This window comes from Prauserella sediminis, from assembly GCF_014195435.1.
GTDB lineage: Bacteria > Actinomycetota > Actinomycetes > Mycobacteriales > Pseudonocardiaceae > Prauserella > Prauserella salsuginis.
In genome coordinates this window covers 3801648-3824982 of sequence record NZ_JACIBS010000001.1, presented here as the reverse complement: position 1 = coordinate 3824982, position 23335 = coordinate 3801648, and the positions used below count along the sequence as shown (strand labels likewise).

Below are 23335 nucleotides of genomic sequence, written 5' to 3'. Positions count from 1 at the left end.
ACCGTGTCCGACAAGGACGCCGAGGTCGTAGCCAAGTTGTACGAAGCGTGGAACAGTCGAGATATCGGCAGCTGGGTGGATTGCTTTTCGCCGGACGCGACCTGGACCAACCTCCCCACCGGCGAGGTGCACACCGGCCACGATGGCATGGCACGGAATTACCACAATTGGGACGGACCATTCCCTGACGGCAAGTGCGCCGAACTGACCATCAGCGGCGGCTTCGGACTGGTCGTCGCCGAATTCACCGCCATCGGCACGCACACAGGGACGATGGCAACACCGGACGGATGCATCGAACCGACAGGGCGCACCCTCCTGGTTCCCTTTTGCGATGTGCACCACCTCGAAGCGGGCCGAATAACCGAGACCCGGCGATACTGGGACCAGCTCACCGTCAGCGCCCAATTGGGCCTTTCCTAGGGCTCCTCGCCCGTTCCACGCCGAGCTGCGGCTCAAGTCCGGACCCCCGGAGCCGAGCTCTTTTCATCGCACCCATTCCCAGTAACATCCTCCCCGGAACGGGGTCCTCCCACAGCCGAAGGAATACTCCGATGCCTCGCACCCTGGATGAGCAACGAACACCAATCGACGAAAGCGGACCGAACTCAAAAGGCCGGTTGACACTGATCGTCCTCTTCTCATCCGTGGTCGGCACGCTCTTGCTCATGGCACCAGCGGTAGCTGGCCAACTCCAAGAACAGCTGGGTCTGACACCGTCTCAGACTGGTGATCTGTTCTCGGCCGAACTCGGCGCGATGAGTCTCGCCTCCATCCCCGCGCTGTGGTGGATGAAAAGGCTGAACACCCAGAAGGCATCGATCTTTTTCGCGGCGGTCTTCGTTGTGGGCAACATAAGCTCTGCCTACATCGACCAGTACGGCCTCCTGCTGGCGACACGGTTTCTGACGTCCCTCGCAGGCGGATCGCTAATGGTCCTGTGCATGTCGCTAGCCGCGCAGGCGGACAATCGCAACCGTGTCTACGGACTCTGGGTGATGGGACAACTGCTGTTCGGTGCAGTCGGGCTTGCGGTCCTCCCGCACTTCTTCAGCTCTTTCGGTATTGGGATCGTGTACTGGGTCCTAGCCGTGATGATGGTTTTCGTCCTGCCGCTGGCCCGCTTCTTACCGAAGCGCGCGGTAGTGATCGAAGCCGCAAGAGGCCAAACCCGGCTCAATACCGGCTACGCCCTGCGAGCGACGCTCGGCCTGCTGGCCGTGCTCGCCTTCTACATCAGCCTCAGCGGTATTTGGACGTTCGTCAGCGGTGTAGCGAGCACGTCGGACATCGACGCCCAGACGTCGAGCTTCGTCCTATCCGTCGCCACCGTGCTGGGGATCGCGGGCTCGGCCGTGGCCACAGTCCTAGGAGCACGCCCCGGAACGCGCACCAATCTTTTGGTCGGGTATCTCGCGATGGCGTTGTCGCTCGGATTGCTGGTCGACGTACCAGGACTGGTGCGATTTACGGTAGCCGCTCTGCTGTTCAAGTTCACCTGGACATTCATCCTTCCGTACATCTTGGCCACACTGTCGGAACTCGATCGCTCGGGCCGACTGGTGAACGTGGCGAACATCGCGATCGGCGGCGGGTTTGCCCTCGGCCCGCTGATGGGTGGCCGACTGGTCGAGAACACAGGTGGATACGGCGCGCTGATCGCGGTGAGCACCGCCGGACTGCTGCTTTCTTTGGCCATGATCCTCGCCGCCCAACCCCGTAACTCCTCGAACTTGAACTGCGAAACAGCCAGGTGACCTCGGCACCGCCGATGATCAGCTCCCTCCCCGAAAGTGCAATAGATCGAGCAAAAGGAGAATTGGATGCCGCCCCGCAGCGGACCTTTGTCGCGACGTACCGTTCTCGCCTCGGCGGGTGTCGCAACAGCCTTTCTTGCCGGCACCCCGGCCGGGGCCGCTCCGGCGGCAGCGCCCGTTCGCCCACCCACAGGCACCGGGCCGCACGCGTTGCTGCTCGGCGTGTCTGGCGGCCCAGGTTGGTACCCAGGCACCACTCCGGCAGGGATCTCGACCGCTGTCGTTGTCGGTGACGCCGTCTACCTTGTCGACGTGGGCAACCGTGCACTCGAGCAGCTATTCCGCGCCAATCCGACGGGGACGGCCACGTATCAGGAACTTTCCCAGGTTCGAGGTGTTTTCCTCACCCACCTGCATTCCGACCACATCATCGACTACGGCCAGTTGCTCGTGATCGCGTGGTGGCAGGGACTACAAGCGATGTCGACCCCGCTTCCGGTGCGCGGCCCGGGCAGGCGCGACACGTTGCCGCCGGTTTTCGGCGACAGACCCGAACCGCCTGTGGTGCATCCCGACAATCCAGGCCCGGGCACCGAGGACATGACCGCCTCGTTGATCCAGGCCTACGCCACAGATATCAACGACCGCATTCGTGACAATCACTTCCCGGATCCCCGAACGCTCATCGATGTCCGGGACATCGGTATTCCAGGGCATCGTCCAGAGTGGGAGCACGCGCAGCCGATGCCGAGAATCGATCCGTTCGTGGTCTTCGAGGACGACCGAGTCCGCGTAAGCGCCACCTTGGTCGAGCATCAGCCGGTCTACCCGGCATTCGCCTACCGATTCGACACTGACGAGGGCTCGCTGGTTGTATCCGGCGACACTGGTACGAGCGACAACCTCGTCGCGATGGCCACAGGTGCCGACCTGCTGGTTCACGAAGTGATCGACGAGGAGTACGTCGATGCCGAGTATGGCGATGACGAAGCTGTCCGCAACCACCTCCTGACCGCCCACACGCCCGCGAACAAAGTTGGGCAGGTGGCTCAAGCGGCCGGCGTGCCGCACCTCGCCCTGAACCACCTAGTGCCGGCCCAGCCACCGGTCTCGCGTTGGCGCAACGCCAAGCGAGGCTATGACGGCCGTCTGACCGTCGGAGAAGACCTCATGTGGCTTTCGTTCAATCGCCGCAGACCGACAAGCTGAGTCCCCGCTTCGAAGGGCTCCCACCCGGACGGGCGCGTAGATAGGACGCTCATCGGCCTCCGCAGCTGCCGTTTCATCGTGGCAGTCGCAGAAGCCGATGAGCGTCTTTCGTCTGGCGCCCCGATTGCATACCCGGTCAGGTTCTGGCGCTGGCGCTCAGCAGCGAACGAAGATGCTGCAGAGAACGTTCGGTATTCTCGCCACTGCCGACTGCGAGCTGGGCGAAGACGAGCCCGTCGGCGGCCGCGTAGACGAGTCGGCTCAACGCCTCATCAGGTTGCGCACCGGCGCGTTCCAGTTCGATGTGAATCGCGCCAATGTAGGCCTCGTAGATGGCCTCGACGTAGGGGCGCAGTTCGGTACGACGCCTGGATTCGAGAATCAACTCATACTGGAACGCCAGGTCATCCGGGTACTCCTCGATGAAGCCGGACAAGCCGTCGAAGAGCGCATCCAGGTCCCCGCTACCGGGTTTGGTACTGATGGATGCCACGCTGTTGTTCAGGGAGAAGCGAAGGGCTTCGGTCAGGAGCGAGTCACGGTCACCGAAGTGGTGGGCGACCAACGCGTGCGACACCCCGGCTTCGCGCGCCACTGATCGGTACGTCAGATTGCGCAGGCCTTCGTTGGCGACGACGTGGACTGCGGCACTGAGTAGGGCGGCACGTCCCTCGCCGTACCCGCGCGAGCGATGGGAACCGGTCACGCGCACCGACGCGGAACCATCGTGCGGCGTTCCCACCGTCGACTGCCGGGCGTCACTTCCTTGACCAGAAGGATTCACAGGTGCATAGTACTTGCCACCCACTAGAACTGTCCACCTGTTCAGTTTGAAACTGCCTCCGCCTCGTCGGCGAGGCAACACGGGGAAGACATGTGACAAGGAGGTCTCTGTCATGACTACCGTGCTCGCTCCCGAGGCTGACCGGACTCTCGAGTTCGACACGTTCGCATCGACAGTGTCCAAGGCGTTCGTTCCACTCGAGACAAGGGATGCCGCCCCCGGATTCCGCGGCCGCGTGCGGGGGGTCCCCGCAGGCTCGTCGCACGTATCCGAGGTAACAGCCGACGCGCACACGGTCCAGCGCACCCAGCGCACGATCAGCACCTCGGACCCCGGCTATCTGAAGGTCGGGCTCCAGGTCCGCGGCCACGGATTCGTGACGCAAGGAGATCGTCTCGCATGCCTCAGGCCAGGCGAACTCGCGCTGTACGACACTGCCCGCCCCTACCGGCTCCGATTCGACCAATCATTCGAAATGCTGGTGCTGATGTTTCCGCGCCAGCTGCTCCGCCTATCGGACGGCGAGCTCTCGTCGCTCACCGCTAGGCCGATGGGCGGCGAGAGTGGCCTCAACACTGTCGCAGTACAACTACTGCGCAGACTGTCGGACAAAGTCACCCGACCCGATCCAGCGGTGGCCGCTCATCTCGCAGACTCGGCCATCGAGCTACTTGCGGCACTGTTCGTCGAGCACCTCGGTCGCACGCCCGACGTCGAGCTATCTAGGCCGCACGGTGCTCTTCGTGCTCGCATTGGCGCCTTCATCGAGGCCAACCTGTGCGATCCCGACCTGGATGTACCGACCGTCGCGGAAGCCCATCATATCTCCGTGCGTCAGCTGCAGAAGATCTTCGAAGGAGAGCACGCCACCGTCAGCGGCTGGATTCGCGAACGACGTCTCGAACGATGCCGACGCGACCTCACCGACCCAAGGCTGGCACACCTGCCGATCTCAGCCGTTGGCGCCCGCGCCGGGTTGCACGACTCTGCCCATTTCGTGCGCGTGTTCAAGGCACGGTACGGCGTCACGCCAGGCGCCTTCCGACGGAGCCAGCAACCCTGCACCTAGGGTGCGTCTTCGAATACCAACTCCTGCGCCTCCGGTCAACGGCTGTGCCGGTGCTGTCAACAGCAGCGCACGGGGCCCGGGCACTCTTGCGAGGCACCGCATTGCACATCAATGCGGGCCAGGATTAGAGGGAGTTCGCGCATGCAGACCCGTGAACAACTGTTGATCAACGGCTTCGGCTTCTCTCGGTCTGCCGCAGGCCGCCACCGCAGGCCGTCACCAGCTCGTCGTTTCACGGTCGCACCACGACGACCCCGTCGGGACCCATCAGGACGTCGCCGTCTCGCCGTGTTCTCCGGTACCACAACGACCTGGCCGTTGCCCATGCGAAGCATTTCGAGGGCGAGTTATCGATCGCGTTGTACACGACCGTACACGACCTCGCTCTGACGGCTCGCTGAGCACTGCTTTCCTCCGACAACCCTCCACAGTGACTCGGTTCGACGACCTGTCCGCACGCGGCAGCCAGATCAGTTGCTCTTTCAGAGATCGGGTCACACCAGGGGTATTTCGGGGGCAAGGCACTAGATGTGAGACATGCGCGAACGCGGTCCCTAAATGCATCAATTCTCAACGGTGTTTGGCTCACCTTGTCCTGATCCTGCCTTCGACGCGAGGAGAAACAGCATGCAGAATGACAGCGACGTCATCGTCGTCGGCGGCGGATTCGCCGGCGTATGCGCTGCACGCGAACTGTCTCGCGCCGGTCTGCGCACCACGGTCCTCGAAGCCCGCGACCGGCTCGGTGGCCGAACCTGGACCCGCCACTCCACGCTCGGTCGCGAGCTCGACATCGGCGGTACGTGGGTGCATTGGATCCAACCGCATGTTTGGTCCGAGATCACGCGGTACGGCCTGGATCTGATCGCCAGTCCTGAACCTGAGAGGGCCTACTGGCGCATCGGAGACGACCTACGGAGCGGTCCTGCTGATGACATGCTTGCCTTGCTGGACGCTCCCATGACCGAGCTCCTCGACCGGGCACGGGCCGTTTTGCCTCAACCCTATGACTACCTGCCCAAGTCCGACGAGCTACGGGCCCTGGATCACATCAGCGTCGCTGACAGGATCGCCGCACAGGGCCTCGATCCCGAGCAGTCCGCGCTGTTCGACGGGATGTGGGCGTTGAACTTCAGCGGTGTCCCGAAGCGCGGCGCGTACACGCAGGCACTGCGTTGGTGTGCACTCGCGGGCGGCGACTGGCGGTTGATGTTCGAGGCGTGCGCGACCTACAAGCTGGCCGGAGGTACCCGCTCGTTGCTAGACGCCATCGCAGCCGACGCGGCACGAACCGATATTCGGCTGAACACGACCGTCACTCGGATCCGCGAACACTCCGGTGGCGCCGAGGTGACGTGCGCCGATGGAACCCGAATGCGCGCTTCGCGTGTCATCGCCACGATCCCGATCAACGTCCTGAACAGGATCGACTTCGAACCACCGCTCAATCATGACCTCCACAGAGTGGCCGCCGAGGGACAGGCATCCACCGGTCTCAAGGTCTGGATCCGCGTGCGTGGTGACACCGGCCGGTTCGTGGCACTCGCCGACAGCACCGCACCCCTCAACTTCCTGCAGTACGAGTACGCCGACGACGGTGACAGCCTCATCGTCGGATTCGGCCCATGCTCCGACGCCCTGGACTTTCACGACCCGCAGGCCGTCCAAGCCGAACTTCACAAGTGGCGCCCCGACCTGGAGGTCCTGGGTGTGGACGGGCATGACTGGACCGCCGACCCACTCTCAGGCGAGACCTGGCCAATGCTGGCACCTGATCAACTCATGCCGGTGCAAGAGGCCGCCGCCGACATAAGTCGAGCCGTGCGGCTTGCGGGCAGCGACTACGCCCGCGGCTGGGCCGGCTTCATCGACGGAGCAATTGAGTCCGGGCTGCGCGCCGCGCGGCAAATAACAACCGAGATCGAATGCGAGAAGTGAAACAATGGGCTACTGCGTGGAATTCGTTCGATTTACAGTCGCCGAGAGTGATGTCGACACCTTTCTGGCTCGTCGACAGGAGGCCATCGGGGAGGTCAAGTCAGCGCACCCCGAACTGTGGTCAGTACCGCTGTGCTCGCTCCGCGAGGACGGTACGTGGATTGATGTATGGATCTACACCAGTAAGCAGGCCGCCGACGCCGCCAACGCCGACGTCGAGAACCTTCCCCGATTCCGAGCCATGGTCGAATTGCTCGACAATCTCGAGATCGAGGCGACCGACATGCCGGAGCAGGCAAAAAGCGACATCTAACAGAGCCAACGTCCACCTGGACGCGTCGCCACTCTCAGGAAAACTGACAATCCGGCATGCATCACTACAACTCGGGAACCGAAGTGCGCGGGCGGTCAATGGCAGTGCCGCTCAAGTCAACTGCACTTGCTGCCGCACAACGATACTGGCGAAACCGTCCCCGGCCTACCACGCACCATTCAACGCAGGAGGGCCCCTGATGGCTCCCGTTGAGGGCCCTCGAAGCTTCGGGGGAATTGAAGCGATGCCGTCCTAGCAGGATGGGCTTCGAAAGGACCGACCAGCCATGAAGCACACCGAATCATCACTGACGGCGGGCGACACGACACCTGGTACGCAGGATGCAACCCCGGGATTGCGCCCGAACCGGCTGGGCGTGGTCGCGATCGCGTTCTTCGTTATTGCCGCGGCGGCACCCATCGCCGCTGTGGTCGGCGCGAGCCCTGTGCTCTTCTCAGCGATCGGCCCAGCAACACCGGTGATCTACACGGTGGCCGCCCTGGTGATCGCGCTCTTCTCTGTCGGATACCTGCGGATGAGCCGCGACATCACAAACGCCGGCGGATTCGTCGCCTACATTGCGACGGGTTTGGGTACACGATGGGCTACCGGCGCCGCAGGTGTCGCCGTGCTCACCTATGTCTGCCTCCAGGCCGGCCTGTGGGCGCAATTCGGTGTCTTCGCAGATCAGCTCCTCACCGATCTGGCGGCTATTGACCTGCCCGTCTATGTGTGGGTCGCCCTCCTGCTCGCCCTGACAACGCTGCTCACCATGCGGGGTGTCGACGCAAGTCTCAAAGTTCTCGGCGTACTGATCGTGGGCGAGACGTGTGTGATCGGCGTTCTTGTCGCCTCGACGATCGCGCAGCAAGGGTGGGAGATCTTCTCCTTCGGAGGGTTCACGACAGAGCACCTTCTCGCGCCGGGTTTGGGTATCTCACTTCTGTTCGCCTTCACCTGCTTCACCAGTTTTGAAGCAACGGTGGTGTTCGCCGAGGAGGCCAGGAACCCCCGCAGAACGATTCCCCGTGCGCTCTACCTCGTCATCGCGTTCGTCGGGTTCTTCTACGCCATCTCCACCTGGGCGATCAGCGGCGCAATCGGTATCGACAACATCCAGACCGCAGCCACTCGCGACCCATCCGGCTTCATCTTCCGGCTCGCCAGCCACGATGCAGGGCAATGGCTCAGTATCGCCATGCAGATCCTGATCGTGACGAGCTTCGTCGCTATGCTGCTGGGCCTGTCGAACATGTTCGCCAGGTACCTCTTCGCCCTCGGACGAGCTGGGAGCCTACCTCGCAGGCTCTCCACCACGAGCCCTACCGGAACACCCACCAACGCTGCACTCGCGAATGGCATTGCGATCCTGGTGGTGATCACAGCCTTCTTTGCTCTGGGAGCCGACCCCATCACGACCGTCTACGCCTGGCTGGTTGCACTCGGCACCGCCGGATTCATCACCATCCTGATTCTCGCCTCGTTGGCGATCATCGTCTACTTCGCTCGTCAACGACCGAGGACTGAGATTTTGGCGACGGCGATCGCCCCCATCCTATCCTGCCTCATCTTCATCGTGATCGGATACCTCACGATCTCCAACTACGACGCGTTGCTCGGCGGGTCTGGAGGCATCGCCATGTGGCTCCTGCTGCTCATCCCCGCTTCCTTTGCCGCGGGACTGATCGTCGCGTCGTTCAAGAAGTCGATCAGTTACGACTCCTCCGGCATCTAAGCCGCACCAAGATTTGCACTTACACCAGAGAGGGAAACAATGAGCTCCACGCCCATCATCGACTACGTCCCGGAGGACGAATGGCCCACAGTCTCAACGATGCTCGACGGGTTCGGACAACAGACACTCGAGGCGTCGTCTTCCCTGTCCGGCACATCGCTCGTTCTCATCGATGAGAACGGTTCCTCCACCGAGTACATCTTCGAAACGGGCACCACACTGCGCTGGAGGAGCGACGCCACGCACGGCGCACCGACGGGGACGGCCACCTACAAAGCCATCGAAGCCCGGCAGGGCATCTTCATCGTCGACTTCGTCGTCGGCGACGGAGTCGACGCCCGGAACACCACGTTCGTCTACGACACGAGCACAGGTGTCGCAACGAGCGGCTTGTCGACTTTCTTCAAGGGTGAGGACAAGGTCCGCGGCAACACAGAATTCATCCATGCCACCACACCAGACAGTACGAACGCCCCCGCCCACCGGCGTTCCAGCAAGCTCGTCGGCAAACGCATCTACTACCGATACAGCGACACCGAGGCCTACGAACACATCTACCTCACACCCGGTGCATTCACCTGGCACTGCATTCGCGGCGGTGAACAAGGCCTGGCTGACACAGAGCGATGCATGGTCTTCGACGTAGCTGAAGACCTCTATCTGTTTTTCTGGACCGAGAAGGTCATGGCGGTCGAGGCCGTCTTGCTGGTGGACCTGGGGGAGGAACGCTCAATCGGGCGTATGTTCGGCTGGGACGACAGCTCTCACGAGCCAGTGATCTTGCCGTTTAACTCCCGCCTTTCAATCTTGAACACCACCAACTACCCCCAGGACCACAACAAACACTAATCGATTTCTGACGAAGCAGAATTCTCAGGTTAGCCACAAGCCACAACGCCGCAGGCGTGCTGCCCACATGCGACGCCGCGGACTGCTAGCAACTGCAGGATCGTGCGCGCACACCCCGTAGTTCTGAATACCTACGGGGTGTGCGCCTCAGCGTGAGCCCCTGTGATCCCCGCCGTGACTCGGCGTCGACCACGCTTATTGAGTGGACATACTAAGGACCTCTGAAAGGCAAGCATTTCATGGCCGACAGCGTCGCCTCTCCTACCCGTGGCAGCAACCCTGTGATTCTCATCACCGGCGGAGGAAGCGGCATCGGCGCAGCGGTTGCCAGAGCGCTTGCAGCGATGAGCTGGACGGTCGTCATTTGCGGACGCCGATCAGCTGTCCTCGAGCAGGTAGCTGATTCGCCCAGAATCCATCCCGTAGTCACAGATATCACGGATACGGACGCCGTGCGTACTATGGTCGACGGAATTGTCGACCGATTTGGCAGGATAGACGGCATTGTCCTCAACGCCGGTCTCGTGCGCTCTGCACCAGTATCGGAACTTAGCGAGCGCGATTGGTCCGCCATGTTGGAGACAAACCTGACGGCACCGTATCGACTATTGCATCTCACGCTTCCACACCTCGTGAAATCGCAAGGGGCTGTCGTTGGCGTGTCCTCGGTCGGTGCACTCCGCGCTTCCGAGGGTAACTGTGGCTATAACGCCACCAAGGCTGGCCTCAACATGCTGTTGCAGTCAGTTGCCGTCGACTACGGACCGCAAGGGGTTCGCGCGAACGTGGTCTGTCCAGGATGGACTCGAACCGAGATGGCTGACGAGGAGATGGCCGACCTAGCACAGAAGCATGGCCTTGACGTTGATCAAGCATACGACCTCACCACCTCTCTCACGCCGCTTTCTCGTCCAGCGACATCCGCGGAGGTGGCTGCTGTTATCGCCTGGCTGCTATCCCCAGCGGCTTCTTACGTAAACGCCGCTGTGTTGCCGGTAGACGGCGGGCACAGCGCCGTCGATGTGGGGACCGTCGCGTTCAACTCACGATTCTCAGTGCACCCATGACCCCGCGCTTATCCGAGAATCCCGATCGGTTGGGAGTTGTCGGGGCAGCCACTCCGCTCCTGTATCCAGAACTCCATCGTGGCCAATTCGACCTCTTCGTGCTGGTGCGCCCCTTCGGGAACTAGCGGAGTTGAGCGCCTGGCGAGAACGTTTAACAGTCACACATCATCCCAACGGCACACGGCGAGCACTGATCAACCAGCTGAGCCAGTTCAGCGTTCCTCTCCGATGTCGAGCTCCACGGTCGATAACTTGGGTCTGCGTCTTCGGCCCGTTGATCTGGTGCCGGTCGGCCCCCAGCCCGGACGTGTCATGACGCGTTCTCCCGACCTGTTCGACATGGCCCACATTTTCGGAGCTCACCTCGTGTTGGCAGACTCCGTCGCCCGCTGGGTTTGGTCCCGGGCGACCGAGTACGACCCGGATCATCTGGAGGGGCCGGCGGGGAGTGGAATCCGAGCTGGCGCGGCACGACCACGCCGGCGTTTCCCGCAACGAGCTCCAGGCTGCATCGACTCGGGAGACACATTTCCCGACGACGAGCACCTCGAACAGCGAGCCGCTCAGGGCCCAGCCACCAAGAACCAGCTCGGGTCTAGGTCCTTCGGCAGCCATCGACCGGAGCGACCTCGCCGGGAATGACTCCAGGTGAACGACCCTACCGTGCCCCGTTACCTTTTTCGTGGCTCCTGGTCGGGGGCTGTGGTCGCTAGGTCCGGCATGGCTGATGCCCCATTCGTAGGATGATCCGAGGTGGTGCCACCGGGCCTGGTGGCACCGAGGGACCGCTGAATAGGGACACGACGGCCTTGGGCAGGTCTCCTCGCAGGCGTGGGTGCCGGCCGTCGATACTCAGGCTTGCGACCACCTGCGACGGACGGAAGGCCCGGCAAATGACCAGCGGTTATGGCGTGGTCCTCGGGTTGGATGTCGGCAAGGGCGACCCATGCGATGGGCCCTGAGCCCTGCCGGACGGCGGCTGCGTGACGGACTGCTGTCCAACAGCGAACCCAAGCTGCGGGCGCTGTTCGACAAGCTCGGTTCCCACGGGCCGCTTGGTGATGGTGGTCGATCAGTCGGCCACGACCGGTGCCCCGCCGGTCATGGTGGCGCGGGCTTCCTATACGCCATGCTTCGCAACCACACCCACTACCGACACCCCAGCCCGTCCCCACCGCCGCGGCCGCAGTTTGACCAACCACATAGGGACACCCCCAAACTCAATGCGAGGGCCCAGAATCCTCGTACTCACCGGGCAAAGCGCCGCGAGCTAGTAGCTAATGACCTGCGGTTGGGCGAGGTGCTTGAGCCCTTCGACCCCGAACTCCAGTCCGTAGCCGGACTGCTTGGCACCGCCGAACGGGATGCGGGGGTCTACTGCACCGTGCTTGTTGATCCACACGGTTCCGGCTTCCAATCGGGCCGCTACTGCGAGCGCGCGATCCCGGTCCGACGACCACACAGACGAACCGAGACCGACCTCGAGACTGTTGGCCATTTCCACAGCTTCGTCAATCGTCGAATACTTGATGATCGGGAGAGCCGGACCGAACTGTTCGCGGGTCACGAGCGGGTTTTCGTTGCTGATATCCGCGACGAGGGTCGTCGGATAGAAGTAACCCGGCTGGTCGTCGGCGGGGTTTCCACCGACGACGACTCGGGCGCCCTCATCCTTTGCCGACTCGACGAGCTCGGCAACGATGTCGTATTGGGCCTTATTTTGCAGCGGGCCGAGCACGTTCCCCTCGTCGAGGCCGTTTCCCATCGACATGGTCGCGGCCACCTGAGCAAGAGATTCGACGACCCCTTCGTACACATCCTCGTGAACGTAGAGTCGCTTGAGCGCTGCGCAGGTCTGACCGGTATTGATGAACGCGCCCCAGAACAGGTCCTCGGCGACGGCCGCAGGGTCGACGTCGGGCAAAACGATGCCGGCGTCGTTGCCGCCGAGTTCGAGGGTCAACCGCTTCACGGTGTCTGCGGAAGAACGGATGATGGCCTTGCCGGCGGCGGTCGACCCAGTGAACATGACCTTGTCGATGCGGGGATGGGAGGCCAGCGCCTGACCCACCTCGCGTCCACCGGCGACCACGTGAAGTACATCTTCCGGTAGTGCGGAATTAAGCACATGTGCGAGGCCCAGCACTGACAGCGGCGTGTTCTCGGACGGTTTGATTACCACCGTGTTGCCCATCCGCAGCGCCGGGGCGAGCTGCCAGATGCTGATCATCATCGGCCAGTTCCACGGGCCGATCGCACCGACTACCCCGAACGGCCGGTAGTGCAGCTCCGCGCGTCCGCCATCGTCGTCGACCACCAACTCCGGCGCGAGTTCGAACGCTGCGGTGGTCCGTAGCCACGCTGCACAGGCACCAACCTCGAAGCGAGCGTTCGGTCCGTTGAGTGGCTTGCCCTGTTCTCGGGACAACAGGACAGCAAGCCCCTCGGCATTCGCCTCGACCGCGTCCGCAGCACGGTTGAGGCAGGCGCTGCGCTCGGAGTGCCCCAGTGCTGCCCAGCCCGGCTGGGCAGCGTGGGCAGCAGCAATGGCGCTGTCGAGGTGCCCTTCCTCATGTTCCGGGGCACGTCCGACGGTCTCACCGGTGGCCGGGTCCTTGATCTCCTTACCACCGGCCTCCGCCTGGATAACCCGCAGCAGCTCGTCGAAGGCCATCTGCTCGATACCGGTATGGGCGACCATCTCTGCACTCCCCTGTCGTAGCCCGACGTCTCGGCCGGGCGTCCCTCGTACATCTCGTATGATGAACCAAAGTGGGCGTTCTGACCTTGCATTACTACGCACACTTCTAGTCGTCTCGTGCACGCTGCTTGGAGATGACTACACCTCGCCGCAGCGCACACACTCGACGAGGACAGCGCTGAAGGGCCCGAGGGTGCTGGTTCTCTGAGTGTCCTGTGGACCCACCACGAGATGAAATCCGGCGGCCACCACCTGACAGTGGCCAGCCTCGGGACGAACGCCTCCATGGCCACCGTCCACGTCCCGGCCTCCTCACCGAGGCAGTGGTCGCCACTCGCCTCATGCACACCGCGACAGGGGCGCAGTACACCTACGGCGCCTCATCCCTACACCGCATCGCCGCGATGTTCACGACATCGTTCGAGCTGACACGAAGTGGGTGTCGTCCTTTCCCCCGGCTTTTGCCGTAGTGCTCACATCGGGAGTGTGTCCCTTGGCTCCGAAGATGCCGGCGAAGAACAGCGCGAGTTCGTCGGTGGACTCCAGCGGCAGCACATGGGCGACATAGTGGTCGGGGCGCACGACCACGAGCGCGCCGTCCCGGTCGATGCCGCGCGCGTCGAAGATGTCGTCGGTCGTATCGGCGGCGTAGACCTTCTCGTAGTCGACGACGCCGTAGGGGCCGACCTTCGGCAGGTACGCCCGGGGCACCGATGCCAGGTCGACGGCGGCGTAGTCCTGCTGGTAGATCACCTTGACGTCGAACCAGGCGTCGACGTCGGCATCGTCGGGTGTGTAGGCGAGCGGCGACTGCGGCGACCCGGCGATCCACTCGGCGAAGTCCCACGCCCTCGAGGGCTGTCCCGCCTGCGGGCGGTCAGCGAAAACGTAGATCCGCCAGCGCCCGTCCGCACGGTGGTGGTGACCGAGGTGCACCGGGTTGGCATCGCACACCCGCGTCACGGGGTGAGATTTGAAGCGTTTGCCAACCGGAAACCCTGTTGCCAGTTCCTGGTGCGTGGCCGCGCAGGTGATCAGCGACGGTTGGTACTGGGTCATCAGTCCCGCAGGGAACTCGGCGGTCTTGACGTAGAAGTCGGCCAGTGCCCCGGGTTCACCGAGCTCTTCGGGTTTGGCGGCCATCATGCTGGACCATTCTCGGTCGAAGTCGATCAAGTTCTGCGCGATGACCTGGCGTTCGGCGGAGTAGGTGTCCAGCAGCGATTCCGGGGCGCGGCCGTCGAGCACGTGTCCCAGTTTCCATGCGATGTTCCATCCATCCTGAATGGACACGTTCATGCCCTGTCCGGCCTTTGCACTGTGGGTGTGGCACGCGTCGCCGGTGATGAACACGCGCGGCGTTCGGGTACCCACGAGTTCAGCGGGGACGTCGTCGAACTTGTCGGCGAGCCGGTGCCCCACCTCGTAGACGCTGCGCCAGGCGACGTGCTTCACCGTCAGGGTGTAGGGGTGCAGGATTCGGTTGGCCCGCGCCTCCACCTCAGCCTGGGTGGTCTCGCGGACCTTGCCGTGGTCGACCTCGGCGACCTCGCCGAGGTCGACGTACATCCGGAAAAGGTGGTTGCCCTCGCGCGGGATGTGCAGGATGCTCCCTCCGTCGTGGGACTGGATGGCGCATTTGGTGCGGATGTCAGGGAAGTCGGTCTCGGCGAGCACGTCCATCACACCCCAGGCGTGGTTGGCCTGGTCGCCGACCAGTTCCCGTCCGATCGACTCGCGCACCCGGCTGCGCGCGCCGTCACAACCGACCACGTACCTCGCGCGCACGATCCGCTGCTCGCCCTCGTTCGGGCCCGTGCTGCGTCGCAACGTCACCGTGACCGGGTACTGCCCCTCGTCGACGACCTCACAGGTGACGAACTCGTAGCCGTAGTCGGGTTCCAGCCTCGCCGGTGCGTTGCGCGCGGCCTCGGCGAAGTAGTCCAGCACGCGCGCCTGGTTGACGATCAGGTGCGGGAACTCGCTGACGCCCGTCGCGTCGTCGGGAGCACGGGATGTACGCACGATGTTCTCGGGGTTGTCCGGGTCCGGCGCCCAGAAGCACATCTCTGTGATCCGGTAGGCCTCTTCTGTGATCCGCCCAGCGAACCCGAAGGCCTGGAACGTCTCGACGCTGCGCGCCTGAATGCCGTCGGCCTGCCCGACCTCCAGTCGCCCCGGTCGACGTTCGACTACCCGCGTCACAATATGTGGGAACTGGGCAAGCTGAGCGGCGGCGATCATCCCCGCGGGACCACTGCCCACGATGAGGACGTCGACCTCGTCGGGAAGCTCAGCTGGACGATCCACACCGGTCCCGGCAGCCGGCTGAACGCGGGGATCACCCGACACGTAGCCGTGGTGGTGAAACTGCACGATTTCTCCTCACGTCATTGCGAGAAAGTCGGTCCTTCCGCGATGGAACAGGCCTCACGCGTAGGGGCTGGGCATCAGGGTGTACTTGGTTTCCAGGTACTCCAGGATTCCTTCCCGGGCGCCCTCGCGGCCGAGACCGGACTGCTTGACTCCACCGAACGGCGCGGCCGCGTTGGAGACCACTCCGACGTTGAGGCCCATCATCCCGGTCTCGATCTCTTCGATCAGGCGTTGACCGCGGCGGGTGTCACGTGCGTAGGCGTAGCCGACGAGGCCGTAGGGCGTCGAATTGGCCAGTTCGATCGCTTCCCCCTCCGAGGCGAAGGTAGCGATCGGCAGCACCGGTCCGAAGATCTCCTGCCGCATCACCTCCGCGTCCGGTGGCACGTCGGTGAGCACGGTCGGAAGGTAGAAGGTGCCCGGGCCCTCTCCTCGAGCCCCACCGGTGCGGACACGAGCGCCGCGATCGACCGCGTCGTCAACGAGGGCTGCAACGCCGTCGACAGCCTTGGGCTCGATCAGCGGCCCTATGTCGACGCCGTCGTCTGTGCCGCGTCCCGTCTTCATCGCTGCGACGCGCTCGGTGACGCGCCGGCTGAACTCCTCCGCAATGGTCTCGTGGACGTAGAACCGGTTGGCTGCGGTGCAGGCCTGTCCGATGTTGCGGAACTTGGCGGCCAGCGCGCCGTCGACCGCCGCGTCCAGGTCGGCGTCCTCGAAGACCAGAAACGGCGCATTGCCGCCGAGTTCCATGCTGGTGCGCAGCACTCCCCCGGCCGCCTGCTCCAGCAGCCGCACGCCGACCTCCGTAGAGCCGGTGAACGACAGCTTCCGCAGTCGCGGATCGCTTATCAACGGCCCGCACACCGCACCCGACTTCGTCGTCGTCACCACGTTGACCACACCCTCCGGCACTCCCGCCTGCTCCAGCAGCCGGGTCAGCATCAGGGTGGTCAGCGGAGTCAGGGCGGGTGGCTTGACCACGACCGTGCAGCCGGCGGCCAGGGCCGGTGCGATCTTGCGCGTCGCCATCGCCAGCGGGAAGTTCCACGGCGTGATCAGCAGCGAAGGACCGACCGGCCGATGGGTCACCACCATCTGACCGTTGCCCTCAGGGCTGGCACCGTAGCGGCCATCGATGCGGACCGCTTCCTCGCTGAACCAACGCAGGAACTCGCCGCCGTAACCGACCTCGCCGCGTGCCTCCTGCAGCGGTTTGCCCATTTCCAGGGTCATCAGCAGGGCGAGGTCTTCGGCGTGCTCCTGCACCAGGTCGAAGGCGCGGCGAAGGATCTCGGCGCGGCGCCGCGGTGCGGTGCGCGCCCAATCCCGTCCCGCGCCCACAGCAGCGTCCAACGCGGCGGCACCATCCGAGGGTGCGGCATCTGCGACCTGGGCAAGCACCACGCCGGTCGCGGGGTCGTGCACCGGAAAAGTGCCGCCACTTCCCGGGAGCCATTTTCCGGCCACGAACAGTTCGGTGGGAATGCGTCCGAGGAGGTCGCTCTCTGTCGCGTTCATAGCGAGGTTCCCAGCTTGAAGCCCTTGTCCTCGCCGCCCTTGCGGGTGTAGGAGAACCCATCAGCACCGACGGTGACGGCCATCTCGCTGCTGTCGGTGCGCTCCTTCAGTGGCTGGGGGTTGCCGTCCAAGTCCAGCACCGGGGATGCCTCGGTGTACCAGGACGGCACCACGGGATTGCCCCACCAGTCGCGGCGCTGGTTGTCATGGACATCCCAGGTCACCGTCGGGTTGTCGGGGTCACCCGTGTAGTAGTCCTGGGTGTAGATCTCGATCCGGTGACCATCGGGGTCGCGGATGTAGAGGTAGAAGGCATTGGACACCCCGTGCCGTCCGGGACCGCGTTCGATGACGTCCGACATCCGCAGTGCGCCCAGCTTGTCGCAGATCGACAGGATGTTGTGCTTCTCGTGCGTGGAGAACGCGATGTGGTGCAGCCGCGGCCCGTCGCCGCCGGTCAGGGCGGTGTCGTGCACGGTGTCCTTGCGCCGCAACCACGCCGCGTAGGTGGTGCCCTCGTCGTCCTGGATGTCCTCGGTCACCCGGAAACCCAGGTCCTCCAAGTACTTCCGCCCCGTCGGGACGTCGGGGGTGACCTGGTTGAAGTGATCCAGCCGCACCAGTGCACCCGGGGTGTAGAGGTCGTAGCGCCACGCGAGCCGCTCGACATGCTCGACGTCGTAGAAGAACTCGTACGGGAACCCGAGCGGATCGGTGACGCGCACCGAGTCGCCGATGCCCTTGGCGAACCCGTCGGCCCGGCGCTCGGTACGGCAACCACGCGCGGCGAACCACTGCTCGGCGCGGTCCACGTCCTCCGGCGTACGCACCCGGTAGGCGAACGCCGCGGCGGCCGCGACCGGTCCCTTACGCAGCACCAGGTTGTGGTGGATGAACTCCTCCAGCGTGCGGAGGTAGATCGCCTCGTCGTCCTCCTCGGTGACAATCAGGCCGAGCACGTCGACGTAGAACTCGCGCGCCTTGGCCAGGTCGGTGACCACCAGGTCGAGGTAGGCGCAGCGCACGATGTCGGGAGGAGCCAGCTCCGCCGGAGATTCCGAGACAGTCATCGTTGAACAGTCCTTCGCATGCGTGGCGCTCAGGCGCCGAACTTGGGGGTGTGGGCGGGAGCCAGCGAGATATGCATGGCCTGCTGGTCGGAGTAGAAGTCCAGCGAGCGGTAACCGCCCTCGTGGCCGAGGCCGGAGGCCTTCACGCCACCGAACGGGGTGCGCAGATCCCGGACGTTGTGCGAGTTCAACCAGACCATGCCCGCATCGACGCGCTGGCCGAAATTGTGGGCCCGCTCCAGGTTCGTGGTCCACACATAGGCGGCCAGCCCGTACTTCACGTCGTTGGCCAACCGCAGCGCTTCCTCGTCGGTGTCGAACGGAGTGATCGCCACGACCGGACCAAAGATCTCTTCTTGGAAGATCCGCGCCGTCGGCGGCACGTCCACGAACACCGTGGGCTGCACGTAGTTTCCGGACTCCGAACCCGCTGGGCGTCCACCGCCGGCGGCCAGCGTGGCTTCGGTCTTGCCGATCTCGATGTATTCGGTGACCTTCGCGTAGTGCTCAGGGTGCACCAACGCACCGATCTCAGTGGCCGGGTCGTGCGGATCGCCGACCTTGATGTTCTTCGCACGTTCGACGTACCGGCGCACGAATTCGTCATAAACGCCGCGTTCAACCAGGATCCGGCTGCCGGCGGTGCAGCGCTCGCCGTTGAGCGAGAACACTCCGAACACAGTCGAGTCGATCGCGGCGTCCAGGTCCGCGTCGGCGAACACCACCGCCGGGCTCTTACCGCCGAGTTCCATCGACAGGCCCTTGAGCGTCGGAGCCGCGTTGGCGAAGATCAGACTGCCGGTGGCCGATTCGCCGGTGAACGAGATGAGCCGCACGTTCTCGTGCTTGACCAGCGCGTCCCCGGCCTGCTCGCCATAGCCGTGCACGATGTTGAACACCCCGTCGGGAACTCCGGCCTCGCGGAAGATCTCCGGCCACAACCCGGCCGACAGCGGCGTGAACTCAGCGGGTTTGAGCACCACCGTGCATCCGGAGGCCAGTGCCGGTGCGAGTTTCCAACTCTCCAGCATGAACGGCGTGTTCCAAGGAGTGATCAGCCCGGCCACGCCCTTGGGCTTGCGGTTGACGTAGTTGATCTGCTTGCCGGGCACCTTGTAGGTGTCGTCGGCCTGCGCCACGATCAGGTCGGCGAAGAACCGGAAGTTCTCCGCGGCCCGCTTGGCCTGCCCGAGCGCCTGAGTGATCGGCAGGCCGGTGTCGAAGGTCTCCAGCTCAGCGAGCCGCTCGTTGCGGGTCTCGACGATGTCGGCGATGCGGTTGAGGATCCGGGCGCGTTCCCGCGGCAACATTCCCGGCCACGGCCCCTCCTCGAATGCCTGGTGGGCGACGGCGACGGCGCGGTCGATGTCGGCCTGCTTGCCAGCGGACGCTTCCAGGTAGGTCTGGTTGGACACCGGGTCGAGGACCTCGAAGGTGTCGCCGTCGAGGCTGTCGACGAATTCCCCGCCGATGAAGTGCTGAATACGCTTGGGCAGGTTCTCCGGTACGTGCTGAATACTCATGCTCGGTTCCCTCCGGCGATGGTGTCGGTGTCCTCGACCGGCGACAGATAGTCGGCGCCCTCGTCGAGCAGGGCGCGGATCTTGTCCTTGCCCGCATCGGTCGGGGTGATCAGCGGCGAGCGGACGTGGCCGGAGCGAATCAGGCCGCGCTGGGCCAGCACCCACTTCACGGGCGCCGGGTTGGTCTCGACGAAGATCAGGTCGACCAGCGGGTGCACGCCGTAGTGGATGTCCAGTGCCTCGTCCATGCGTCCACTGTGGAATGCCTCGTACATCTTCTTCGTCGCCCCAGGCGCGATGTTGGCCGTGGCGCTGACGAAACCTGTGCCGCCCAGCGCCAGCAGCGGCAGGCACAAGAGCTCGATACCCGACCACACCAGCAGATCCCGACCGGCCGCCTTGATCACCCGCGAGAAATGCTCGAAATCCTTGGTGGTTTCCTTGATCCCCACGAAGTTCGGGACGTCCCGGTGCAACCTGGCCACCGTCTCCGGCGCGATCTCCACCGCCGTCCTGCTCGGCACGTTGTAGGCGATGATCGGCAGCTCGGGGTATTCCTCGGCGACAGTCTTGTACCAGACGTACAGCGCTTCCTGGGTGGGACGCGCGTAGTACGGCGTGATGATCAGCGCCGCGTCCACGCCCGCCTCGTAGGCCGCGCCGGTGAGCTCGATCGTCTCGTCCAGCTTGGCCGATCCGGTTCCCGGCACGACCGGTGCGCGCCCGTCGACGGTCTTGAGGACGGTGCGGATCGCATCGGCGCGCTCGTCGATCGTCTGCGCGCTGGGTTCGCCGGTGGAACCACCGATGGAGATCCCGTCGGAGCCCTGCTTGAGCTGCCAGTTCACGAGGTTGGCCAGGGATTCGTGGTCCACCGCACCGTCGTCGGTGAACGGGGTGATCACCGGGGCGATCGATCCTGTCAGTTGCTCGGGGCGGGTGCGCCAGTTCGTCATTGCGTTCCTTCCTGTCCTGTTCGCTCCGCCTCGTAGCGGCGACGCCATTCGCCGGTCAGCGGATAGAGCCCGTCGACCGCCGCGCCTTCGGCAACACGGGCGGCGATCCACTCCTCTTCGGCCTCCTGCTCGAGGGCGGCGTCGAGTACGTCGTCGAGCAACTCGGGCGGGATGACCAGTACGCCGTCGTCGTCGCCGACGATGACATCGCCCGGCTGCACGGTCGCGCCGCCGCAGGCCACGGTGATGTCGCTGTCCCACGGCACATGCTTTCGCCCGAGTACCGCGGGGTGCGGACCGTTGGAGAACGTGGGGATCTGCAGATCGGCGACGGTGGTGTAGTCACGCACACCACCGTCGGTGACGATGCCCGCCGCTCCCAACACCTGCGCACGCAATGCGAGGATGTCACCGACCGTGCCGCTGCCGCGTTCACCTCGCGCCTCGACGACCAGCACGTCACCCGACTCCAATGAGTCGAACGTGCGTTTCTGCGCGTTGTAACCACCGCCGTGATTGCGGAACAGATCCTCCCGGGCGGGGACGAAGCGCAGCGTGCGAGCACGTCCGATGAGCTTGTTGCCGGGCTTGTTGGTGCGTACGCCGTCGATGGACAGCTGGTTGTAGCCGTGCTTGCGCAGCTGGGCCGACAACGTGGCCACCGCGACCTTCTGCAGCTTCGCCCGAATCTCGTCGGTGAGTTCGAACGGAGCCGGCAGGCCGGCGGCCTCGCCACTTCCCCACGCCTCGGCGCGCTGGTGGTCGTCGACCGCCGGCTGTGCGCTGAACTCCGGCAGCCGCTCGGTCCCCTCGACGACGGTCGTGCGCAGCCTGCCGGTCGTGTAGTCGGTGCCGGGCACGTCCACCTCGACCTCCACGACGTCACCCGGCTCGACCACCGACGCACCGGCGGGCGTGCCGGTGAGCACGACGTCGCCGGGTTCGAGGGTGATCAGCTGGGACAGATCGGCAACCAGTTCTCCGAACGGAAACACCACGGTGCCTGCTGAGTCGTCCTGGACCTGCTGGTCCCCGACCCAGGTGCGCACCCGCAGGTTCGTCGGGTCGATCTCGGCGGCGGGGATGAGATCCGGACCGAGCGGTGTGTAGCCGTCGCCGCCCTTGGAACGCAGGTTCGACCCCTTGTCCGCGGCGCGCAGGTCGTAGAGGCCGAGATCGTTCGCCGCTGTCACGGCCGAGACGTACGTCCAACCGTCCTGCTTCGACACCCGCCGGGCGGTCCTACCGACGACCAGCGCGATCTCACCCTCGAAGGCCAACAGCTCGGCACCCGCCGGGCGTTCCACGGACTCACCGGTGACCGCCAAGGAGGTCACCGGCTTGAGGAAGTACGACGGCTTCGACGGCACCCGTCCCCGCTGGGCGATCCGCGACGGGTAATTCAGGTGCACCGCGATGACCTTGCCCGGCCGCCCGACGAGCGGGTGGTGAGCGAGGCCATCAGCTGGAGAACGAACTGCATCGGACGACATGACACAGGATCGTATACGATGACATATCTGATCTCAACAGGAGATGGACACGCATCTCCGGGCACGGACCACGGTCCGGCAAAATGGAGCGTCACATCGTCGAAATGAGGGCTCATGACTAGCGATGCACCGGCCGAAGGCATGACCGCGAGCAAGTCACAGCTGGCTTACGAGTGGCTCCGCGACCGGATCGTCTCGCACCGCTTCACGCCCGGCTACCGGTTGGTGCTCAGCCAACTCGCCGCCGAACTGGGCGTGAGTACCGTCCCGGTCCGCGAGGCTGTCCGCCGGCTGGAAGCCGAGGGACTGGTCACCTACGAGAAGAACGTCGGCGCACAGGTCGCCCTGGTCGACGAGGGCGAGTACGTCACCACCATGCAGACTCTCGCGGTCGTCGAAGGCGCCGCCACCGGATTCTCCGCACCACTGCTGACCAGCGACGACGTCAGCAAAGCGCGCGAGATCAACCAGCGCATGCGTGACAGCCTCGAGCACTTCGACCCGCGCCGCTTCACCGAGCTCAACGAAGAGTTCCACAAAGCCCTGTTCCTGCACTGCCCGAACGAGCACCTGATCAGCCTGGTGCACCGCGGCTGGAGCCGGCTGCGCATGCTGCGCAGCTCGACCTTCAGCTTCGTTCCCGGCCGCGCAGTCGAATCAGTCGCCGAGCACGACGAGCTGGTCAACCTGATCGAGAGCAAGGCCGACCCGATCGAGATCGAACTCGCCGCCCGCCGCCACCGCACCGCGACCATCGACGCCCTGCTGAAATTCCAGCACGCCCCGAGCTAGCGCTACGTCACCGAGCCCGAGGCCGCCGGGAGTGCTGCCGGTGCCGTTGCGCCCGGTGCAACCCCATGAACACGATGCCGGTGGATCCGGTGACCCGCGGTCGTCGACCGTCTCGATGGCGCTTTCAGTCGTGGCAAGCCGCTCCCCGCAACGAGGACACGGCAGCTGGAGCTCGGACGGAA

The 23335-nt window shown here is 64.4% G+C and carries 18 protein-coding genes; 10 read left to right on the top strand and 8 right to left on the bottom strand.

The genetic code is table 11. The annotated features are described in order from the left end of the window. Positions 1–3: 3 nt before the first annotated feature. From FB384_RS17335 to FB384_RS17325, 3 genes are all read left to right on the top strand, one after another. Entirely contained in the window at positions 4–423 is a 420-nt protein-coding gene (locus FB384_RS17335; RefSeq protein WP_183784373.1) for an ester cyclase, read from the top strand. Positions 424–554: 131 nt separating this feature from the next. After that, positions 555–1757: an MFS transporter gene (locus tag FB384_RS17330; protein WP_183784371.1), complete on the top strand. Its 1203-nt coding sequence runs from the start codon at positions 555–557 to the stop codon at positions 1755–1757. Positions 1758–1823: 66 nt separating this feature from the next. Beyond that, a complete protein-coding gene (locus FB384_RS17325; RefSeq protein ID WP_183784369.1) occupies positions 1824–2966 on the top strand; it encodes an MBL fold metallo-hydrolase in 1143 nt (380 codons plus the stop codon). 136 nt (positions 2967–3102) lie between these two features. Here the strand turns inward: FB384_RS17325 and FB384_RS17320 are convergent, their stop codons facing one another. Then, positions 3103–3750, bottom strand: a complete 648-nt coding sequence (locus tag FB384_RS17320) for a TetR/AcrR family transcriptional regulator (protein WP_323985262.1) — start codon at positions 3748–3750, stop codon at positions 3103–3105. A gap of 112 nt (positions 3751–3862) precedes the next feature. Between FB384_RS17320 and FB384_RS17315 the strand changes: the two genes are divergently transcribed. The 6 genes from FB384_RS17315 to FB384_RS17290 all read left to right on the top strand — a co-directional run bounded on the left by FB384_RS17315 (position 3863) and on the right by FB384_RS17290 (position 10721). Next, positions 3863–4819: an AraC-like ligand-binding domain-containing protein gene (locus FB384_RS17315; RefSeq protein ID WP_183784365.1), complete on the top strand. Its 957-nt coding sequence runs from the start codon at positions 3863–3865 to the stop codon at positions 4817–4819. Between the two features lie 627 nt (positions 4820–5446). Beyond that, positions 5447–6757: a flavin monoamine oxidase family protein gene (locus tag FB384_RS17310; protein WP_183784363.1), complete on the top strand. Its 1311-nt coding sequence runs from the start codon at positions 5447–5449 to the stop codon at positions 6755–6757. A 16-nt stretch (positions 6758–6773) separates the two neighbouring features. Next, complete coding sequence (locus FB384_RS17305) at positions 6774–7070, top strand: hypothetical protein (RefSeq protein WP_221212770.1); 297 nt, start codon at positions 6774–6776, stop codon at positions 7068–7070. 286 nt (positions 7071–7356) lie between these two features. Next, on the top strand, positions 7357–8805 hold the full coding sequence (locus FB384_RS17300; RefSeq protein ID WP_183784359.1) for an APC family permease: 1449 nt from the start codon (positions 7357–7359) through the stop codon (positions 8803–8805). 39 nt (positions 8806–8844) lie between these two features. Then, complete coding sequence (locus FB384_RS17295) at positions 8845–9654, top strand: MoaF C-terminal domain-containing protein (RefSeq protein ID WP_183784356.1); 810 nt, start codon at positions 8845–8847, stop codon at positions 9652–9654. 239 nt (positions 9655–9893) lie between these two features. After that, positions 9894–10721 carry an SDR family NAD(P)-dependent oxidoreductase gene (locus FB384_RS17290; RefSeq protein WP_183784354.1) on the top strand — a complete coding sequence of 276 codons (828 nt, stop codon included), beginning with the start codon at positions 9894–9896 and terminating at the stop codon, positions 10719–10721. 1270 nt (positions 10722–11991) lie between these two features. On the opposite strand, the gene FB384_RS17285 is transcribed toward FB384_RS17290, so the two are convergent. The 7 genes from FB384_RS17285 to FB384_RS17255 all read right to left on the bottom strand — a co-directional run bounded on the left by FB384_RS17285 (position 11992) and on the right by FB384_RS17255 (position 22361). Beyond that, positions 11992–13422, bottom strand: a complete 1431-nt coding sequence (locus tag FB384_RS17285) for an aldehyde dehydrogenase family protein (RefSeq protein WP_228726056.1) — start codon at positions 13420–13422, stop codon at positions 11992–11994. A gap of 408 nt (positions 13423–13830) precedes the next feature. Further along, positions 13831–15798, bottom strand: coding sequence for an FAD-binding monooxygenase (locus FB384_RS17280; protein WP_183784352.1), 1968 nt, complete (start codon positions 15796–15798; stop codon positions 13831–13833). A gap of 54 nt (positions 15799–15852) precedes the next feature. Next, the gene (locus FB384_RS17275) at positions 15853–17319 is read right to left on the bottom strand and encodes an NAD-dependent succinate-semialdehyde dehydrogenase (protein WP_183784350.1); all 1467 of its coding nucleotides are present in this window, start codon (positions 17317–17319) and stop codon (positions 15853–15855) included. Continuing rightward, positions 17316–18389, bottom strand: coding sequence for a 3,4-dihydroxyphenylacetate 2,3-dioxygenase (gene hpaD / locus FB384_RS17270; RefSeq protein WP_183784348.1), 1074 nt, complete (start codon positions 18387–18389; stop codon positions 17316–17318). Before hpaD ends, FB384_RS17275 begins: the two co-directional genes overlap by 4 nt. A 29-nt stretch (positions 18390–18418) precedes the next feature. Further along, entirely contained in the window at positions 18419–19912 is a 1494-nt protein-coding gene (gene hpaE, locus FB384_RS17265) for a 5-carboxymethyl-2-hydroxymuconate semialdehyde dehydrogenase (RefSeq protein WP_183784346.1), read from the bottom strand. Next, positions 19909–20868: a 4-hydroxy-tetrahydrodipicolinate synthase gene (dapA, locus tag FB384_RS17260; protein ID WP_183784344.1), complete on the bottom strand. Its 960-nt coding sequence runs from the start codon at positions 20866–20868 to the stop codon at positions 19909–19911. The genes hpaE and dapA overlap by 4 nt, the downstream gene beginning before the upstream one ends. Continuing rightward, positions 20865–22361, bottom strand: a complete 1497-nt coding sequence (locus FB384_RS17255) for a fumarylacetoacetate hydrolase family protein (protein ID WP_183784342.1) — start codon at positions 22359–22361, stop codon at positions 20865–20867. The genes dapA and FB384_RS17255 overlap by 4 nt, the downstream gene beginning before the upstream one ends. Positions 22362–22475: 114 nt before the next feature. Between FB384_RS17255 and FB384_RS17250 the strand changes: the two genes are divergently transcribed. Next, positions 22476–23153: a GntR family transcriptional regulator gene (locus FB384_RS17250; RefSeq protein WP_221212769.1), complete on the top strand. Its 678-nt coding sequence runs from the start codon at positions 22476–22478 to the stop codon at positions 23151–23153. Positions 23154–23335: the final 182 nt, after the last annotated feature.